This is a genomic window from Variovorax paradoxus, from assembly GCF_040544635.1.
Taxonomy (GTDB): domain Bacteria; phylum Pseudomonadota; class Gammaproteobacteria; order Burkholderiales; family Burkholderiaceae_C; genus Variovorax; species Variovorax paradoxus_R.
In genome coordinates this window covers 641,695-658,842 of record NZ_JBEPKJ010000001.1, presented here as the reverse complement: position 1 = coordinate 658,842, position 17,148 = coordinate 641,695, and the positions used below count along the sequence as shown (strand labels likewise).

At 67.5% G+C, this 17,148-nt stretch carries 16 protein-coding genes; 8 read left to right on the top strand and 8 right to left on the bottom strand.

Translation table 11 applies throughout. The features are described from left to right. Window positions 1-27 precede the first annotated feature (27 nt). The 4 genes from ilvD to ABIC94_RS03160 are packed head-to-tail and all read left to right on the top strand — an operon-like array spanning window position 28 to window position 4,590. On the top strand, window positions 28-1,761 hold the full coding sequence (gene ilvD, locus ABIC94_RS03175; protein WP_354371250.1) for a dihydroxy-acid dehydratase: 1,734 nt from the start codon (window positions 28-30) through the stop codon (window positions 1,759-1,761). Window positions 1,762-1,795: 34 nt separating this feature from the next. After that, window positions 1,796-2,785: a Bug family tripartite tricarboxylate transporter substrate binding protein gene (locus ABIC94_RS03170; RefSeq protein WP_354371248.1), complete on the top strand. Its 990-nt coding sequence runs from the start codon at window positions 1,796-1,798 to the stop codon at window positions 2,783-2,785. Window positions 2,786-2,804: 19 nt separating this feature from the next. Continuing rightward, the gene (locus tag ABIC94_RS03165; protein ID WP_354371246.1) at window positions 2,805-3,599 is read left to right on the top strand and encodes a class II aldolase/adducin family protein; all 795 of its coding nucleotides are present in this window, start codon (window positions 2,805-2,807) and stop codon (window positions 3,597-3,599) included. Window positions 3,600-3,612: 13 nt separating this feature from the next. Continuing rightward, the gene (locus ABIC94_RS03160) at window positions 3,613-4,590 is read left to right on the top strand and encodes a 2-dehydropantoate 2-reductase (RefSeq protein WP_354371245.1); all 978 of its coding nucleotides are present in this window, start codon (window positions 3,613-3,615) and stop codon (window positions 4,588-4,590) included. 21 nt (window positions 4,591-4,611) lie between these two features. Here ABIC94_RS03160 and ABIC94_RS03155 read toward each other — a convergent pair whose 3' ends face one another. After that, window positions 4,612-5,550: a DMT family transporter gene (locus tag ABIC94_RS03155; RefSeq protein ID WP_354371243.1), complete on the bottom strand. Its 939-nt coding sequence runs from the start codon at window positions 5,548-5,550 to the stop codon at window positions 4,612-4,614. 94 nt (window positions 5,551-5,644) lie between these two features. On the opposite strand from ABIC94_RS03155, the gene ABIC94_RS03150 reads away from it, so the two are divergent. Continuing rightward, window positions 5,645-6,631 carry a LysR family transcriptional regulator gene (locus ABIC94_RS03150; RefSeq protein WP_354371242.1) on the top strand — a complete coding sequence of 329 codons (987 nt, stop codon included), beginning with the start codon at window positions 5,645-5,647 and terminating at the stop codon, window positions 6,629-6,631. Here the strand turns inward: ABIC94_RS03150 and ABIC94_RS03145 are convergent. Together ABIC94_RS03145 and alr are read right to left on the bottom strand one after the other, a co-directional pair. Next, entirely contained in the window at window positions 6,585-7,319 is a 735-nt protein-coding gene (locus ABIC94_RS03145) for a hypothetical protein (protein ID WP_354371240.1), read from the bottom strand. The two genes, ABIC94_RS03150 and ABIC94_RS03145, sit on opposite strands and share 47 nt — an antisense overlap. After that, entirely contained in the window at window positions 7,316-8,413 is a 1,098-nt protein-coding gene (gene alr, locus ABIC94_RS03140; protein WP_354371238.1) for an alanine racemase, read from the bottom strand. Before alr ends, ABIC94_RS03145 begins: the two co-directional genes overlap by 4 nt. Before the next feature lie 171 nt (window positions 8,414-8,584). Here alr and lplT point away from each other — a divergent pair, with 171 nt between their 5' ends. The 3 genes from lplT (at window position 8,585) to ABIC94_RS03125 (ending at window position 11,416) form a co-directional block, all read left to right on the top strand. After that, a complete protein-coding gene (gene lplT, locus ABIC94_RS03135) occupies window positions 8,585-9,889 on the top strand; it encodes a lysophospholipid transporter LplT (protein WP_354371237.1) in 1,305 nt (434 codons plus the stop codon). Between the two features lie 135 nt (window positions 9,890-10,024). Then, a complete protein-coding gene (locus ABIC94_RS03130) occupies window positions 10,025-10,918 on the top strand; it encodes a DMT family transporter (protein WP_354371236.1) in 894 nt (297 codons plus the stop codon). Window positions 10,919-10,927: 9 nt separating this feature from the next. Beyond that, window positions 10,928-11,416, top strand: a complete 489-nt coding sequence (locus tag ABIC94_RS03125; protein WP_354371235.1) for a glutathione peroxidase — start codon at window positions 10,928-10,930, stop codon at window positions 11,414-11,416. Between the two features lie 9 nt (window positions 11,417-11,425). Here the strand turns inward: ABIC94_RS03125 and ABIC94_RS03120 are convergent, their stop codons facing one another. The 5 genes from ABIC94_RS03120 to ABIC94_RS03100 form a co-directional block, all read right to left on the bottom strand. Continuing rightward, window positions 11,426-11,863, bottom strand: coding sequence for a carboxypeptidase regulatory-like domain-containing protein (locus ABIC94_RS03120; RefSeq protein WP_354371234.1), 438 nt, complete (start codon window positions 11,861-11,863; stop codon window positions 11,426-11,428). 89 nt (window positions 11,864-11,952) lie between these two features. After that, the gene (gene glcF / locus ABIC94_RS03115) at window positions 11,953-13,185 is read right to left on the bottom strand and encodes a glycolate oxidase subunit GlcF (RefSeq protein ID WP_354371233.1); all 1,233 of its coding nucleotides are present in this window, start codon (window positions 13,183-13,185) and stop codon (window positions 11,953-11,955) included. A 23-nt stretch (window positions 13,186-13,208) separates the two neighbouring features. Beyond that, window positions 13,209-14,324, bottom strand: coding sequence for a glycolate oxidase subunit GlcE (gene glcE / locus ABIC94_RS03110; RefSeq protein WP_354371231.1), 1,116 nt, complete (start codon window positions 14,322-14,324; stop codon window positions 13,209-13,211). 16 nt (window positions 14,325-14,340) lie between these two features. Next, window positions 14,341-15,843, bottom strand: coding sequence for an FAD-linked oxidase C-terminal domain-containing protein (locus ABIC94_RS03105; protein WP_354371230.1), 1,503 nt, complete (start codon window positions 15,841-15,843; stop codon window positions 14,341-14,343). A gap of 142 nt (window positions 15,844-15,985) precedes the next feature. Further along, window positions 15,986-16,870, bottom strand: a complete 885-nt coding sequence (locus tag ABIC94_RS03100) for a LysR substrate-binding domain-containing protein (protein ID WP_354371419.1) — start codon at window positions 16,868-16,870, stop codon at window positions 15,986-15,988. Window positions 16,871-17,148: the final 278 nt, after the last annotated feature.

Below are 17,148 nucleotides of genomic sequence, written 5' to 3'. Positions count from 1 at the left end.
ATCCACGAGCCAGCCCACGCCAGCCGAATGACCACGCCCAAAGATTCCCCGCCGCGCTTTCGCTCAGCCACCATCCGCGAGGGCACGATCCGCGCCACCACGCGCAGCTTTCTCCATGCGCTGGGCCAGGACGACGAGGACATCGCGCGCCCGCACATCGGCGTGTTCCACACCGGCGGCGAGATGAGCCCGTGCAACCTGAACCTGCGCGAGCAGGCGCAGCACGCCAAGACCGGCATCTACGCCGGCGGCGGCACGCCGCACGAATGCCCGGTGGTGTCGGTGAGCGACGGGCTCACCATGGCGCATTCGGGCATGCGCTTCTCGCTGATCTCGCGCGAGCTGATTGCCGACAGCGTGGAGGCTTCCACGCGCGGCCACCAGTGGGACGGCATCTTCGCCATCGGCGCCTGCGACAAGAACCTGCCGGGGCTGATGATGGGCATGGTGCGCTGCAATGTGCCGAGCGTGTTCGTGCATGGCGGCTCGGCGCTGCCGGGGCAGATGCTCGGGCCCGATGGCCGCGACCTCAACGTGGTCGACACCTACGAGACCATCGGCAAGGTGCTGGCCGGCACCGCCACGCACGGCGAGCTCGACGCCATGAGCCGCGCCTGCCTGCCCACGGCGGGTGCCTGCGCGGGCCAGTTCACGGCCAACACCATGGGCATGGTGTCCGAGGCGCTGGGCCTTGCGCCCATCGGCTCGAGCATGGTGCCGGCGGTGTTCAGCGAACGCGCGCCCCTGATGCGCCGCGCCGCGAAGAACCTCATGAAGGCGGTAATGGGAGACAGCCCCTTGCCGCGCGACATCGTCACGCGCAAGGCGCTCGAAAACGCCTGCGCCGTGGTCTCGGCCACGGGCGGCTCGACGAATGCCGCGCTGCACCTGCCGGCCATCGCGCACGAGGCGGGCATCAAGTTCCACCTGGACGACGTGGCCGAGATCTTCGCGCGCACGCCGCTCATCGCCGACCTTCGCCCGGGCGGCCAGTACCTGGCGCGCGACGTGTTCTACATCGGCGGCGCGGGCGTCATTCTTCGCACGCTGATGGAGCAGGGCTTTTTGCACGGCGACGCGCTCACCTTCACCGGCCGCACCATGGCCGAAGAGCTGGCCGATGCCGCCGCGCCCGACGGCCGCGTGGTGCGCGCAGCCGGCAACCCGATCACGCGCGACGGCGGCCTGGCCGTGCTCAAGGGCAACCTCTGCCCCGACGGCGCGCTGCTCAAGACCGCGGGCCTGCAGACGCTGGTGCACCGCGGCCCGGCGCGCGTCTTCAACTCCGAAGAAGAAGCCCAGGCGGCGGTGCAGAACCGCCGCTACCAGCCCGGCGACGTGATCGTGATCCGCAACGAAGGCCCCAAGGGCAGCCCCGGCATGCGCGAAATGCTGGGCATCACCGCCCTGCTCTACGGCCAGGGCATGGGCGACAAGGTGGCACTGCTGACCGACGGGCGCTTCTCGGGCGCCACACGCGGCCTGTGCATCGGCTATGCGGGGCCCGAGGCAGCCGACGGCGGGCCGATTGCGGTGCTGCGCGACGGCGACGTGGTGGCCATCGACGCGCGCGCCGAGGCGCGCAGCATTTCAGTGGAACTGACGGCGGAAGAAATTGCGCTCCGGCTCTCCCAACGTGAGGTAAACGCGGGGGTCCCGCACCGCGGCTTGCTGGAAAAATATGCACTCACCGTGCGCCCTGCCCACCAGGGCGCAGTGACCCATTCGGGCGCAGTCACCTGGCTGCGCGACGAGTCGTGAACCGCAACCAACCACCAACACCCGGAGACAGACCATGACATTCACCCGCCGCCACATGCTGCAGACCACCGGCGCCTCGGCGCTGCTCGCGAGCCTGGGCCAGCACGCCTTCGCGCAAGCGTCGCTTGAAACCGCCACCATCGTCACCGGCTTTGCGGCCGGCGGCACCTCGGACACCACCTGCCGGCGCATCGCGCAGAAGCTCAGCCCCGACTACGCCAAGTCGGCCGTGGTCGAAAACCGCACCGGCGCGGGCGGCCAGATCGCGGTGAGCTACGTGAAGGGCCGCCCGGCCGACGGCGCCACCATCCTGCAGACGCCGACCTCCATCCTCACGATCTACCCGCACATCTACAAGAAGCTGCCCTACGACCCGATGGTCGACCTCACGCCGGTCAGCATCGCCTGCATCTTCGACTTCGGCTTTGCAGTCGGCCCCTCGGTGCCGGCCACCGTGAAGACGGTGCCCGATTTCCTCGCCTGGGCCAAGGCCAACCCGACCGGCGCCAACTTCGGTTCGCCCGCCGCGGGCTCCACGCCGCACTTCATCGGCGCGCTGCTGGGCAAGAAAGGCGGCGTCGAACTCAAGCATGCCGCCTACCGCGGCACGCAGCCGGCCATGCTCGACCTGCTGGGCGGCAACATCTCGGCCGTGTCGGGGCCCATCGGCGACATCACGCAACACCTGGCCTCGGGCAAGGTGCGCATCCTCGGTGTTTCGGGTTCCAAGCGCAGCCGCTTCGCGCCCGACGTACCCACCTTCGGCGAGCAGGGCATCCAGGACATGGCGCACAGCGAATGGTTCGCCTTCTTCCTGCCCGCCAAGGCCTCGCCGGAGCTGGTGGCGCGGCTGAACGCCTCGATGAAGACCGCGCTGGCGCACAAGGACGTGATCGAAGGCCTCGGCAACTTCGGACTGGAGGCGATGTCTTCCACGCCGGGCGAGCTGACCGACCTGCTCAAGAAAGATACCGCCAAGTGGGCGCCGATCGTCAAGGAAGTCGGCTTCACCGCGGAGGGATAACCCATATGAAGGAACTGCAATGAACACACTCGCCACCCGCGTGCCGCCGTCGGCACCGGTCCATCCCTCGATCCATCCGGACGAACGCGCCGCACGCGAAGAGCTTGCGGCCTGCTACCGCGTCTTCGCGATGCTGGGCTGGACCGAGATGATCTACAACCACATCACGCTGCGGCTGCCTGACAGCGTGACGGGGGGAGAAAAGCAGTTCCTCATCAACCCCTTCGGGCTGCACTACAGCGAAGTCACGGCCAGCAACCTGGTGAAGATCGACCTGCAGGGCAAGGTGCTCGACGGTTCGACCTACCCGGTGAACCCGGCCGGCTTCACGGTGCATGCCGCCATTCACGACGGCTTGCCCGGCGCGCACTGCGTGATGCACACGCACACCACGGCAGGCGTGGCCGTGGCCTGCCTGCAGGGCGGCCTGCAGCAGACCAACTTCTATACCGCCCAGTTGCACGACATGGTGGCGTACCACGACTTCGAGGGCATCACCATCCATGCCGACGAAGGTCCGCGCTTGCTCAAGAGCATCGGCAACCGCAACGCGGTGATCCTGCGCAACCACGGCCTGCTGGCCTGGGGACAAACGCTGCCCCAGACCTTCGCCATTCTGTGGACCTTGCAGCGCGCCTGCGAAGTCCAGATGGCAACGTTTTCCATGGGCGCGGCCATTCCGGTGAGCGAGGACATCGCGCAGCGCTGTACGCGCGATGCGCTGCAGTTCAGCCCCGAGCACGGCGCGGGACAGGACGTATTCGATGCCCTGATCCGCCAGGTGGACCGCATCGACCCCAGCTACCGCAACTGAAGCGATCGATTCCATGAAGATTTGCATTTACGGCGCCGGCGCGATCGGCGGATGGATCGGTGCCGGCCTCGCGCAGGCCGGCGAACGCCTCAACGTGGTGGCACGCGGCGCCACGCTCGAGGCATTGCAGCAGGGCGGCCTGTCTCTGATGCGCGGCGACGTGCGCACGCGCATGCCCGTCAACGCGGTGGCCGACCCCGAATCGCTGGGCGTGCAAGACCTGGTGGTCATCGCCGTGAAGGCACCCGCGCTGGCCGGTGTGGCCGAACGCATCGGGCCGCTGATCGGGCCTGACACCATCGTGCTGGTTGCGATGAACGGCGTGCCGTGGTGGTTCCTCGAGGGCGGCTTCGGCGGCGCCATCACCGGCCATCGGTTGGCGGCGGTGGACCCCGACGGAGCGATTGCCAGGGCCATTCCCGCCCGCAACGTGATCGGCTGCGTGGTGCACGCGAGCTGCTCGCTCGATGCGCCCGGCGTGGTGCGGCATCACTTCGGCAACGGGTTGATCGTGGGCGAACCTTCGGGCGAAGCCACGCCGCGCGTGAAGAAGCTGGTCGAATTGCTCAAGAACGGCGGCTTCGACACCACGCTGTCGCCGCAGATCCAGAAGGACGTGTGGTTCAAGCTCTGGGGCAACATGACGGTGAACCCCATCAGCGCGCTGACGGGCGCCACCACCGACCTGATCATGGGCGACGACTACGTGCGCGGCTTCATCTCGGCCGTGATGCTCGAGGCCAAGGAAATCGGCCGCCGCATCGGTATCGAGATCACGCAGAGCCCCGAAGACCGGCACGCGGTGACGATGAAGCTCGGCGCGTTCAAGACCTCGATGCTGCAGGACGTGGAAGCCGGACGATCGGTGGAGCTGGACGCGCTGGTGACCGTGGTGCGGGAACTGGGCGAACTGACGGCGGTGGCCACGCCGTTCACCGATGCGCTGCTGGGATTGGCCCGGTTGAGGATGCGGCAGCTCGGCCTGTATTGATTGGGCGCTCTACGTTCATCCTCAACCCATCACAGGTTTTCGCGGCATCGTCACCCACCAGGCCGTCACCACGATCAGCAATCCACCGGCCCACCCCCACGGTCCGATTCGCTCGCCGAACCCGAACACCGCGATCAACGCGCCGAACACCGGCTCGCTTCCCATCAGCAGCGACACCCGGCTCGGGCTCGAACGCGAGGCCGCATGGTTCTGCGCGAAGAAAGCGAAGACCGTGCACAGCAGCACGAGGTAAGCCATGCCCCACCAGAAGGAGGCCGTGGCAGGCGGCATGTGCCACGCGCCCTTCGACACAGCGAGCGACAGCGCCATCGCGCCGAGCGCCATCACACCCGATTGCACGGCGGTCAGCGTGAGTGCCGGCATCGAATGGCGGCCGGCAAGCCTTCGCGTCATGCAGACCATCACGGCGCGCAGGAAGGCGGCGATCACCATCAGGCCGTCGCCCCACCCTACCGAGATGTCCGCGGGCGAAGTGGCCGACAGCATCGCGGCGCCCACCGCCGACAGGCCCGCCGCCCAGAACATGCGCCGCGCCGGCCGCTGCCCGAGCAGCCACCATTCGACAAAAGGCGTGAGCGCCACGCACAGGCTGATCAGGAACGCGGCGTTGCTCGCCGTGGTGAGCGACACGCCGAAGGTCTCGCAGACGAAGATCGCCAGCAGGTTGGCGCCGAGCAGGCCGCCCACCGCAACGCCTTGCCGCCATTGCGCGTTGAAGAGCGGCTTGAGCGCCGGCAGCAGCACGACGAAGGTCAGCCCGAAGCGCAGCGCGATGAACTCCAGCACGGGCAACTGCTGCGTGGCCTGCTTGGCCACCGCATAGCTGCCGCCCCACACGGCCGCCACGAGCAGCAGCATGACCTCGGCGGCGCCGATGCCGGCCCACTTTCTCCCGCCCCATGCGCCCGGGGCAATGCCGCGCACCTGCTTTGAATCCATACTGTCGACCCGCCGTCCTGAACAACAAAGAAAAGAATTGTTCCGGGCATCACACGGGCCGAACAGCCGTCGGCCGGAACAGGACCCTTGCGCCGTGGGAACGAATTCATTTCTCAAAGTACTGCCGGAGATGGTGACCTTCCTGCGGGTCGCCGAGCTGGGCAGCTTCTCCGCGGCCGCCGATCTGCTGGGCATGACGCCGTCGGCCGTGAGCCGGCAGGTGAAGCGCCTGGAAAAGGAAATCGGCGTGCAGTTGCTCCAGCGCACCACGCGCCAGCTGCGGCTGACCGAGCCCGGCGTCGAAGCCTTCGCACGGTGCCGCGAACTGGTGCTGGCGGCGCAGGGCACGATGGACATCGCGCAGCAGTTCTCGAAGAAGCCGAGCGGGCTGGTGCGCATCAGCGCACCGAAGGCCTTTGCGCGGCGCGTGCTGCATCCGCACATCCTCGAGTTTTTGCAGCGCCATCCCGAGGTCGACGTGCAGCTCATCGTGGACGACCGCGACATCGACCCGATTCGCGAAGGCGTGGACCTGGTGGTGCGGCTGACGACGAAGCCGCCCGAAGGGCTGGTGGCGCGGCCGCTGATGCCGGTCGCGCACATCCTGTGTGCTTCGCCGCGCTACCTGGCAGAGGGCGCTGCCATCGAACACCCGCGCGACCTGCTCGCGCACAGCTGCCTCTCGCTCGGCGAGCACGAGCGCGACAACCATTGGCGCTTCAGAAAAGGCGATGAAGATGAAGGCGAAACCGAGGTCGTGGTGCGAGGCCGTTATGTCTCCAACCACAGCGAGGTGCGGCTCGAAGCCGCGCTCGCGGGACTGGGCGTGGCCTGCGTGCCGGCCTTCATGGCGCAAGAGGCCTTGAAGGACGGCCGCGTCGTGCGGGTGCTGGCCGGCTGGGAGTTCCAGGGCAACTACCGCGGGCACGCGTACATCCTTTATCCGCCCAGCCGCTTCACCGTGCCCAAGTGCCGGGTGCTGATCGACCACCTGCTGGAGGCGCTGGCCACCCAGGACGGCAGCCGGAAGAAGCTCAGTGCTTCTTCAGCAGGGTCCGCACGGCCTCGGGCAAGGAGTTGACCTGAGGCATGAAGTGGTCGAGCACGGCGCCGAGGGCGACGGCGCAGACCACCGCGCCGAGCAGCGGCTTCCAGGTGAGCCGCACGGCGGCCATCAACCAGCCCTCGCGCGCCACGCGCACGGCAGCGCGGGCCGATACGTACGAGAACGCCACCTCGACGGCCACGGCCAGTAGCGCGTCCCAGCTGAAATACAGCAGCACGAGTGAGCCGGCACCGAGCACGATGGCCACGCAGATCAGGAAGATGGCGACCACGGGCACCACGATGATGGCGCCTTCGTCGGCGCCACCTGCGACCTCGAGCGCGCCGCTGGCTGCATCGGAAAGCACGCCACCTTCGTCAGCGGTGCCGGTGGCGGATGGATGATTGTGCGAACCGCCGCCAAGGTCGATGTCGGGCGCATCGACGTCGAAGTTGGCGCGGCGTCCCTCGACCAATCGCCTGGCCCACCAGCGCAGCACCAGCAGGTAGCCGAGATATCCCACGCCCAGCGTGAGGAAATAGCGCACGGCCAGCGACTGCACGTCGAACACATGCATCTGCAACGCCGACACGCCCCACATCAGCAGCAGCGTGAAGGTGCCGATCAGGATGCCGTGCGTGCGCAGGCTGTAGTTGCGATGCAGGTCGCGCTCGAGCTGCGTTTCCCAAAGGCGCACCGAACGCCAGTTGGAAAGAACCTTCATTCGTCGGCGGGAGCGAACGGCACGCGCGGCGCCACCGCGCACATGAGTTCGTAGCCGACGGTGCCGGCCGCCTGCGCGACCTCGTCGATAGGCAGCACCGCGCCGGTCACCGCCGAGCGGCCCCACAGCGTGACCTCGGTGCCGAACTTCGCGTCGGGCACGGGCGTGAGGTCGACGGTGATCATGTCCATGCTCACGCGGCCCACCATGCGGGTGCGCACGCCGTTCACCAGCACCGGCGTGCCAGTGTTGCAGTGGCGCGGATAGCCGTCGGCATAGCCGACCGCCGCCACGCCGATGGTGAGCGGCCCGTCGGCCGCGAAGTTGGAGCCGTAGCCGATGGTGTCGCCGGCCTTCAGCGTCTGCACCCCGATCAGCTTGGTCGACAGCGTCATGGTGGGCTGGAGCTGCCAGTGCGCCGCATCGTGCTGCGGAAAGTCGGGGGCGCTGCCATACAGCACGATGCCGGGGCGCACCCAGTCGCCGCGGGTCTGTTTGGCGTGGCGCAAGGTGGCGGCGCTGTTCGCGATGGAGCGCTCCCCCGGCAGGTCGTGCGTCACGCGCTCGAACACCGCCAGCTGGTGCGCAATGCCGCGCGCGCCGTCGGCGTCGCTGAAATGCGTCATCAGCGAAATCTCGTCGACCTGCGGCAGCGCGTTCAGGCGCGTCCAGGCCGAGCCGAAGCGCTCGGGCGCGAAGCCCAGGCGGTTCATGCCGGAGTTCATCTTGAGGAACACGCGCTGCGGCTTGAGCGTCTTGTGGGCCGCGAGCATGTCGATCTGCTCGTCGCAATGCACCGTATGCCAGAGGTCGAGGCGCGAACACAGCTCCAGGTCGCGTGCGTCGAACACGCCTTCGAGCAGCAGCACCGGGCCCCGCCATCCGAGCGCGCGCACGCGTTCGGCTTCGGCCAGGTCGAGCAGCGCAAAGCCGTCGGCGCCGCGCAGGCCCTCATACACACGCTCGATACCATGGCCATAGGCGTTGGCCTTGACCACGGCCCAGACGCGGGCATCGACCGCGGCGCGCCGGGCCCGGTCAAGATTGTGTCGAAGCGCGGCGGTGTGGACAGTAGCGAGAATGGGGCGCGGCATGGGAAAACATCGAATGGTGAATAGACGGGTTTTAGCATCATCGCGAGCAGGCCCGTCCAGGGTAGCAACGCTGATTTCGCGGCCGTACCCCCATGCTATAACCGCCCATTCGCCAAAAGACGCGACACTTTTTCACTACTGCCAGCACCCTCCTGGCCAGCCAGCCCATCGATGAAGCGCGGTTTCTACACGATCATGTCGGCCCAGTTCTTTTCGTCGCTGGCCGACAACGCGATCTTTGTCGTGGCGGTCGAGCTCATGCGAAGCTCGGGAGCGGCCGAATGGCAGAGAGCGGCGCTGGTGCCGATCTTTGCCGTTTTCTACGTGGTGCTGGCGCCGCTGGTGGGCGCTTTCGCAGACGCCCTGCCCAAGGGGCGGGTGATGTTCATCAGCAACGCGATCAAGGTGATCGGCTGCCTGATGATGCTGTTCGGCTCGCATCCGCTGCTCTCGTACTCGATCGTGGGGCTTGGCGCCGCGGCCTATTCGCCGGCCAAATACGGCATCCTGACCGAGCTGCTGCCGGCTTCGCAGTTGGTAAAAGCCAACGGATGGATCGAAGGGCTGACGATCGCATCGATTCTTCTGGGCATCGTGCTCGGCGGCTCGCTGGTGGGGCACGCCGTGTCGAGCCAGCTGCTGTCCTTCGACATGCCGCTGATCAACACCGGCGTCGATTCACCGGCCGAGGCGGCCATTTCGGTGCTGATCTTCGTCTACGCGCTGGCCGCCTGGTTCAACACGCGCATTCCGCACACCGGCGTCGAGATGCGGCCACTGCGCGCCATTCCGGAGCATGGCCTGGCGCGCAACATGCTGGCGCTGCTGCCCGACTTCTGGCACTGCAACGCACGCCTGTGGCGCGACAAGCTGGGGCAGATCTCGCTCGCCACCACCACGCTGTTCTGGGGCGCCGGCGCCAACCTCAAGTACATCGTGCTGGCCTGGGCCTCGCTGGCGCTCAACTACAACACCACGCAGGCCACGGCGCTCACCGGCGTGGTCACCATCGGCATGGCGGTGGGCGCCATCGTCGCGTCGATGCGCATGCGCCTGGACATGGCGACGCGCGTGATTCCCATGGGCATTGCCATGGGCCTGCTGGTGATCAGCATGAACCTGATCGGCAACGTCTGGATCGCCGTGCCGTTCCTCATCCTGCTGGGCGGGCTGGGCGGCTTCCTGGTGGTGCCGATGAACGCGCTGCTGCAGCACCGCGGCCACAACCTGATGGGCGCGGGCCGCTCCATTGCGGTGCAGAACTTCAACGAGCAGGCCTGCATCCTGCTGCTCGGCGGCTTCTACAGCGCCTGCACCGGCCTGGGCCTGTCGGCTTATGCGGCCATCGGCGCCTTCGGCGGCGTGGTGGCGGGCTGCATGTGGCTCATTCAGCGCTGGCATCATCACAACCTGCGCAAATACCCCGAAGAAGTCGAGCACCTGCTCGCCATCGCCCGCAGCGATAAGCACCACTAGCCCCGCCGCTGCGGCCTTTTGCTTTCACCAGAAACACCGCGGAACCGGCTTTGCCGGGCCGCTGGTGTTGCCCCCGGTAGGGGGTTGGCGAAGCGACACGAAGTGCGCGCAGCTTGGGGGCGAGCAATATTTTTTATGGCCGCTCTTGCACTGATCTTCAACGCCTTTGTGTGGGGCGTTTCGTGGTTTCCGTTCCGGCAGATCGAAAGCCACGGGCTGCACCCGGTGTGGACCACCTGCCTGATCTACGTGGCCATTTCACTGGCGATGGGCTTCTTTCGCCGGCACGCCTGGCGCGGTTTCGCGGCGTTCCCGATGCTGGTGGCGCTGGGGCTGGCGGCCGGTTTTACCAACCTGGGTTTCAACTGGGCCGTGACGCAGGGCGACGTCGTCCGCGTGGTGCTGCTGTTCTACCTGATGCCGCTGTGGAGCGTGCTGCTGGGCTGGGCCGTGCTGGGCGAGCGGCCCACGGCGGGTGCGCTCGCACGGGTGGCGCTGGCGCTCACCGGCGTGGTGGTGGTGCTCAAGGCCCCGGGCGTCGACTGGCCCGTGCCTTCGAGCCTGCCGGACTGGCTGGGCGTGGCGGCCGGCTTCAGCTTTGCCGTGACCAACATCCTGCTGCGCCACCTGCACAACGCGCCGGGCGAATCGCGCGCCCTGGCCATGTTCTGCGGCTGCGCGCTGGTGGCCGGCATCGCCGCGGCGAGCGGCACCCTGGCCGGTGCGTTCGCCTCTCCCCTGTCGGCCGCGCCGGGCTGGATCGGATGGGCCGCATTGCTGGGCGTCGGTTTCGTGGTGGCCAACGTCTGCCTGCAGTACGGCGCGGCCCGGCTGGCGGCCAGCGCCACCGCGGTCATCATGCTGTCGGAGGTGCTGTTCGCCAGCGTTTCGTCGGTTGCGCTGGGCGCGGCCGACATGAGCCCGCGCATCCTGGCCGGCGGCGCGCTGATCGTGCTGGCAGCCGTGTGGTCGGCATTTGCACGAACACCGACACAGGGCGATGATCGTCTTTCGTCTCCCACCACCTAAGGTACACCCATGACCGGCATCTACGACTTCGAAGCCAACCAGATCGACGGCAAGAACGTGAAGCTCTCGGACTTCCGGGGCAAGGTGCTGCTGATCGTCAACACGGCCAGCCAATGCGGCTTCACGCCGCAATTTGCGGGGCTCGAGGCGCTGTACGAAAAGTATGCCGCCCAGGGACTCGTGGTGCTGGGCTTTCCATCGAACCAGTTCGGCTCGCAAGACCCGGGCACCAACGAGGAAATCGGCGCGTTCTGCACCACGAACTACGGCGTGAGTTTTCCGATGATGGAAAAGATCGACGTCAACGGCAGCAACGCCGCGCCGCTCTACCAGTGGCTGGCCAAGGAGAAGCCGGGGCTGCTGGGCAGCACGGCCATCAAGTGGAACTTCACCAAGTTCCTGGTCGGGCGCGACGGGCAGGTGCGCAAGCGCTATGCGCCGCTCGACACGCCCGCCTCGCTCACGCGCGACGTCGAGGCGGCGCTGGCGGCCGCCTGAGGCCTTCGCTCAGAAGCGGAAGCTGGCGGTCTTCGAGCCGCCGCCCACCGTCACCGCCTGGCTCTTGACGTTGCCGCCGCTCATGGCGGCCTCGACGGTGTAGCGGCCCGCCGGCAGATCGACCAGGCAGACCGGACCATTGGCGCGCAGCGCCAGCGAAGGCGCGCCGTCGGCGCCCTTGATGTCGACCTGGACATCCGCCAGGTAGGCCCCGTCGGAGCGCGCGAAAAGCAGCGCCAGCGGATGCTCTTTCATGGCGGCACGCATCGCGTTGGATTCGTCCGAGCCGATGCCGCCGCAGACATAGCGCACCGCACCCTCGCCCTTCCATTGCGGCATGGCGGACTGGGCTTGCGCACCACCGGCAGCGCCCACCGCGCACGCAAACGCCAGCAAGGCACGCCGCAAGTTCTTCGGGGCGATGAAAGAAGCTTGAACGGAAGACATGAGGCTTGCTCCTTGGAAAATCGGTGCCTCGATGATGCGGCGCGAAAGTCTCCCGCGCGAGTCGGACCAGAGCGCTCTTGCGTGTGCGATCAGGCCGCCGCCAGCGCCGCGTCGAGCAGCTCGACCCAGTGGCGCACGGGCGTTTCCTGGCTGCCGCTTTGCAGGTGCGTGATGCAGCCGATGTTGGCGGAGGCAATGACGCTCGGCTGCAGCTGCCGCAGGTGGCCGAGCTTGCGGTCGCGCAGCGGGTAAGCCAGTTCGGGCTGCAATACCGAGTAGGTGCCGGCCGAGCCGCAGCACAGGTGCGATTCGTTCATGGCCACGCGAACGTCGAAGCCGAGCGCGCGCAGATGCGTCTCGACGCCGCCGCGCAGCTTCTGGCCGTGCTGTAGCGTGCAGGGCGGGTGGTAGGCCACCACACCCTCCGGTGCGCGCACGCGGGCCTTCAGCGCCGGAACCAGATCGGGCAGCAGTTCGCTCAGGTCGCGTGTCAGCTCGCTGATGCGTGCCGCCTTGGCGGCATAGGCCGCGTCGTGCTGCAGGATGTGCCCGTACTCGCGCACCGTGACGCCGCAGCCCGAGGCGTTCATCACGATGGCTTCGACTTCATTGCGTTCGACCTGCGGCCACCAGGCATCGATGTTGGCGCGCATCTGCGCCTTGCCGCCTTCCTGGTCGTTGAGGTGAAACTTGACGGCGCCGCAGCAGCCGGCCTCCTTCGCGATCATGGTCTGGATACCCGCCGCGTCGAGCACGCGCGCCGTCGCGCTGTTGATGTTGGGCATCATCGACGGCTGCACGCAGCCCGCGAGCATCAGCACCTTGCGCGCATGCGTGGCGGTGGGCCAGGCGCCCTCCTCCTGCCTGGCGGGAACCTTGGCCTTGAGCGCATCGGGCAGCAGGCCGCGCACCGCTTGGCCGAGCTTCATCGCAGGACCGAAGAGCGGCGACGGCAGGCCTTCCTTGAGCAGCCAGCGCGTGGCCGATTCCATGGCGGGGCGCGGCACTTTCCCGTCGACGATCTTGCGGCCGATGTCGACCAGGTGGCCGTACTGCACGCCGCTCGGGCAGGTGCTCTCGCAGTTGCGGCAGGTCAGGCAGCGGTCGAGGTGCAGCTGCGTGCTGCGCGTCGGCGCCTTGCCTTCGAGCACCTGCTTGATCAGGTAGATGCGCCCGCGCGGGCCGTCGAGCTCGTCGCCGAGCAGCTGGTAGGTCGGGCAAGTGGCCGTGCAGAAGCCGCAGTGCACACATTTGCGCAGGATGGCTTCGGCCTCGCGGCCGTCGTCGGTGTCGCGGAATTCGGGGGCGAGTTCGGTTTGCATCGCGGGTGGGGTGTCGTTTGTCTTTATTCGGCTGCGAAGAGCCGGCCGCGGTTGAAGATGCGGTGCGGATCGAACTCGTGCATCAGCGCGCGGTGGATGCGGGCCACGGGGGCGCTCAATGCATCGAAGCGCGGAACGTCCCCACCCGCTGCACGGGAAGCGGGCATCCTGAACAGCGTGGCGTGTCCGCCGGCCGCATGCGCAATGTCGCGGATGCGTGCGGCGTGTTCGGCTGGCGCCTTGTACCAGCGCTGTCCGCCGTGCCATTCGACGAGCGGCGCGTTGCCGTCGATGGCGAGCACCGGCGCGGTCTGCGGCACCGACAGGCGCCAGAGCGCCATGGCGCCTTCGTCGGCGGCGAACCAAGGGTGCTGTTGGTCGCGCAGCAATCGCCATTCAACGGCAGCGAGCGCGTTCTCCTTGCGCTCGCCGCCCAGGTGCGCGCAGGCCGCCTCCACCGCCGCGACCGCGCCGCGCAGGCGCAGGTACAAAGTGCCGACGCCTGCTTGTTCGAACCAGCAGCTCGCATTCAGCGGCAGCGGCCGGCCACCCCACTCGTTGAGCAGGCGAAGTGCGTCCGCCTGGTTGCAGGTGAATTCGAGCGTGGCCTCGGCAGGCGCGACGGGCAGCACCTTGAGGCTCACCTCGGCAATCACGCCCAGCGTACCGAGCGAGCCCGCCAGCACGCGCGACACGTCGTAGCCGGCCACGTTCTTCATCACCTGGCCGCCGAAGGTGAGCACCTCGCCGCGGCCGTTGACCAGCGTGGCGCCGAGCACGTAGTCGCGCACCGCGCCCACGCTGGCGCGCGCGGGGCCGCTGAGGCCCGCGGCGACCATGCCGCCCACGGTGCCGGCTGCGGCGTTTTCGCCGAAGTGCGGCGGCTCGAAAGGCAGGCACTGCCCTTTCTCGGCCAATGCGGCTTCGAGTTCAGCGAGCGGCGTGCCGGCGCGCACGGTGACGACCAGTTCGCTCGGCTCGTAGCTCGTGATGCCTGTCAGCGCGGCGGTGTCGAGGACGTCTCCTTGCAGCACCTCGCCGTGGAAGTCCTTCGTGCCGCCCCCGCGAATGCGAAGCGGCGTGGCGTCGGCGGCCACGGCGCGGATGCGCCGGGCGATCTGGCTGAGGGCTTGATCCATGGTCTCTTTTGTTTTTTCAGAAGCGCGGCAGATCGGGGTGCGGGAGTTGTCCGCCGCGCACCACCTGCTTGCCGTACTCGGCGCAGCGCTGCAGCGTCGGAATGACCTTGCCGGGGTTCAGCAGCCCCGCCGGATCGAAGGCGCGCTTCACGCCGAACATCTGCTCGTTTTCGGCCGCGGTGAACTGCACGCACATGCTGTTGAGCTTTTCCACGCCCACGCCATGCTCGCCCGACACGGTGCCGCCCATGGCCACACTGGTCTCGAGAATGTCGGCGCCGAAAAGCTCGCAGCGGTGCAGCTCGTCGGGGTCGTTGGCATCGAACAGCACCAGCGGATGCAAGTTGCCGTCGCCGGCGTGGAACACGTTGCAGCAGCGCAGGTTGTATTTTTTCTCCATCTGCTGGATGGCGAGCAGGATGTCCGCGAGCCGCTTGCGCGGAATGGTGGAGTCCAGGCACATGTAGTCGGGGCTGATGCGGCCCGAAGCCGGAAAGGCGTTCTTGCGGCCGCTCCAGAACTTCATGCGCTCGTCTTCGCTGGTGCTCACCGCAATGGCGGTGGCGCCGGAAGCACGCAGCACGGCGGTCATGCGGCCGATCTCTTCTTCCACCTCCTCGGGCGTACCGTCGGATTCGCACAGCAAAATCGCGGCCGCATCGAGGTCGTAGCCCGCGCGCACGAAGTCTTCGACCGCGGCGGTCATCGGCTTGTCCATCATCTCGAGCCCCGCGGGAATGATGCCGGCCGCAATCACCGCAGCCACCGCATCGCCCGCATTGCGCACGTCGTCGAAGCTGGCCATGATGCAGCGCGCCAACTGCGGCTTGGGCACGAGCTTGACGGTGACCTCGGTGGTCACGGCCAGCATGCCTTCGCTGCCGATGACCAGCGCGAGCAGGTCGAGGCCGGGTGCATCGAGCGCCTCGCCGCCGAACTCGATGGGCTCACCTTCGGCCGTGAAGCCGCGCACGCGCAGCACGTTGTGCAGCGTGAGGCCGTATTTCAGGCAATGCACGCCGCCCGAGTTCTCGGCCACGTTGCCGCCGATGGTGCAGGCGATCTGGCTCGATGGATCGGGCGCGTAGTAAAGATTGAAAGGTGCGGCGGCTTCGCTGATGGCGAGGTTGCGCACGCCGCACTGCACCACGGCCGTTCGGCTCACCGGGTCGATCTTCAGGATGCGGTTGAACTTGGCGAGCGAGAGCGTCACGCCCAGCGCATGCGGCATGGCGCCACCCGAGAGCCCGGTGCCCGCGCCGCGCGCCACCACGGGCACGCCGAGCCCGTGACAGGTCTTGAGCACGGCCGCCACCTGCGCCTCGGTTTCGGGCAGCGCCACCACGAGCGGCCGCTGCCGGTAGGCGGTGAGGCCGTCGCACTCGTAGGGCGTGGTGTCTTCGGTGTGCCAGATGAGTGCATGCGCCGGCAGATGGACCTGCAGGGCGCGCACGATCTGCGACTGGCGTTCGGATTTCTGCAGCGAATCTTGCTGGACGGCGGTGAGCGGCGCGTTCATGCGGAAGCCTCTCTCTTCTTCTCTTCGGGCGAAAGTTGTCTCGTGGTGTACCGCACTCTACGGAATTGCGGAGCCGCTGGGTTGAAGCTTTTTTGCGCGGCGCTTGAAAGAACTTTGCCGTGCGGCCCCTTTTTTTTCTTCTTCAGCGCAGGCTCTGCACCAGCCAGTCGACAAATGCAGCGCATTCCCAGCGATCGAGCGTGCCGGGCTGCCAGCAAATGGTGTGGCGGTGCGGCGAGGGCACGGGCCGGTCGGAAAGCGGCACCAGCCGGCCCGATTCGAACCAGGCGGCACCCATTTTCAGGCGCACCAGCGCCACGCCGAAGCCGCTGGCGGCGGCGTCGTAGACCAGGCCCAGGTCATTGAACTGGGAGCCGACGTGCGGCTCGGGCTGGTCGATGCCGCAGCTCGCGAACCAGGTGCCCCAGGGTTCGAGCGGGCTGCGGATCAGCCGCGCACTGGCAATTTCGGCCGCGGTGCGAAAGCCGTCGAACGGGCCGAATTCGTTGAGGAAGCTCGGGCTGCAGGCGGGCACCACTTCTTCTTCGAGCAGCAGGCGGTGTTCGCAATCGGCGTACGCACCGGTGCCGTAGCGCACTTCGAGATCGGCCTGCTCGGCCGTGACGTCGAGCAACGGAATCGACACCTGCAGCACCAGCTCGATGTCCGGATAGATGTTGCGGAACAGCTCGAGCCGGGGCATCAGGAACTGGCGGCTGAAGGTGGGCGTGACAGCGATGCGCAGGCGCGTCGCGCGTTGTTGCGCTGCGTTGCCGGTGGGTGTGGCTTGCAGCGCCGCGAGGCCGGTGCGCACATTGGCGAGGTAGGCCGCACCGTCGGCCGTCAGGCTGAAGTCGCTGCGACCGAACAGCTTGAAGCCGACATGCGATTCGAGTTGGCGGATGCGGTGGCTTACCGCGCTGGGCGTTACGCACAGTTCATCTGCCGCACGGCCCGCATGCCGCAGCCGGGCCACGGCTTCGAAGGTCAGCAGGCACTGGATCGGGGGGATGTGCTGGAGGGCCATGTCTTTACCCTCTTGTGTCTTGTTCTTGGCGCTGCTGTTCAGGGCGCTGCTGTTCAGGGCGCTGCTGTTCAGGGCGCGTGCAAAGGCCACCGGGTACTCCCCTCCGCGAATGTCCCCCGGCTTCGCCTCCTCCTTTATTTCGCTGCGGGGAGCACCCGATGCCCTGTGCACCAGGGCGCGCAGCTGGTGTACGACCGATCAACGACCGCTCTGAATAACGCTCACGTCGATGGGGTGCCTTGCGCAGCGAAATAAAGGAGGAGCCCGCAGGGCGGGGG

Excerpts from the sequence above, each read along its gene's own strand:
- ABIC94_RS03170 (WP_354371248.1), top strand. The coding sequence starts at position 1,796 with ATGACATTCACCCGCCGCCACATGCTGCAGACCACCGGCGCCTCGGCG.
- glcF (WP_354371233.1), bottom strand. The coding sequence starts at position 13,185 with ATGCAAACCGAACTCGCCCCCGAATTCCGCGACACCGACGACGGCCGC.
- ABIC94_RS03120 (WP_354371234.1), bottom strand. The coding sequence starts at position 11,863 with ATGTCTTCCGTTCAAGCTTCTTTCATCGCCCCGAAGAACTTGCGGCGT.
- ABIC94_RS03165 (WP_354371246.1), top strand. The coding sequence starts at position 2,805 with ATGAACACACTCGCCACCCGCGTGCCGCCGTCGGCACCGGTCCATCCC.
- ABIC94_RS03105 (WP_354371230.1), bottom strand. The coding sequence starts at position 15,843 with ATGAACGCGCCGCTCACCGCCGTCCAGCAAGATTCGCTGCAGAAATCC.
- alr (WP_354371238.1), bottom strand. The coding sequence starts at position 8,413 with ATGCCGCGCCCCATTCTCGCTACTGTCCACACCGCCGCGCTTCGACAC.
- ABIC94_RS03100 (WP_354371419.1), bottom strand. The coding sequence starts at position 16,870 with ATGGCCCTCCAGCACATCCCCCCGATCCAGTGCCTGCTGACCTTCGAA.
- ABIC94_RS03125 (WP_354371235.1), top strand. The coding sequence starts at position 10,928 with ATGACCGGCATCTACGACTTCGAAGCCAACCAGATCGACGGCAAGAAC.
- ABIC94_RS03145 (WP_354371240.1), bottom strand. The coding sequence starts at position 7,319 with ATGAAGGTTCTTTCCAACTGGCGTTCGGTGCGCCTTTGGGAAACGCAG.
- ABIC94_RS03160 (WP_354371245.1), top strand. The coding sequence starts at position 3,613 with ATGAAGATTTGCATTTACGGCGCCGGCGCGATCGGCGGATGGATCGGT.
- glcE (WP_354371231.1), bottom strand. The coding sequence starts at position 14,324 with ATGGATCAAGCCCTCAGCCAGATCGCCCGGCGCATCCGCGCCGTGGCC.
- ABIC94_RS03130 (WP_354371236.1), top strand. The coding sequence starts at position 10,025 with ATGGCCGCTCTTGCACTGATCTTCAACGCCTTTGTGTGGGGCGTTTCG.
- ilvD (WP_354371250.1), top strand. The coding sequence starts at position 28 with ATGACCACGCCCAAAGATTCCCCGCCGCGCTTTCGCTCAGCCACCATC.
- ABIC94_RS03155 (WP_354371243.1), bottom strand. The coding sequence starts at position 5,550 with ATGGATTCAAAGCAGGTGCGCGGCATTGCCCCGGGCGCATGGGGCGGG.
- lplT (WP_354371237.1), top strand. The coding sequence starts at position 8,585 with ATGAAGCGCGGTTTCTACACGATCATGTCGGCCCAGTTCTTTTCGTCG.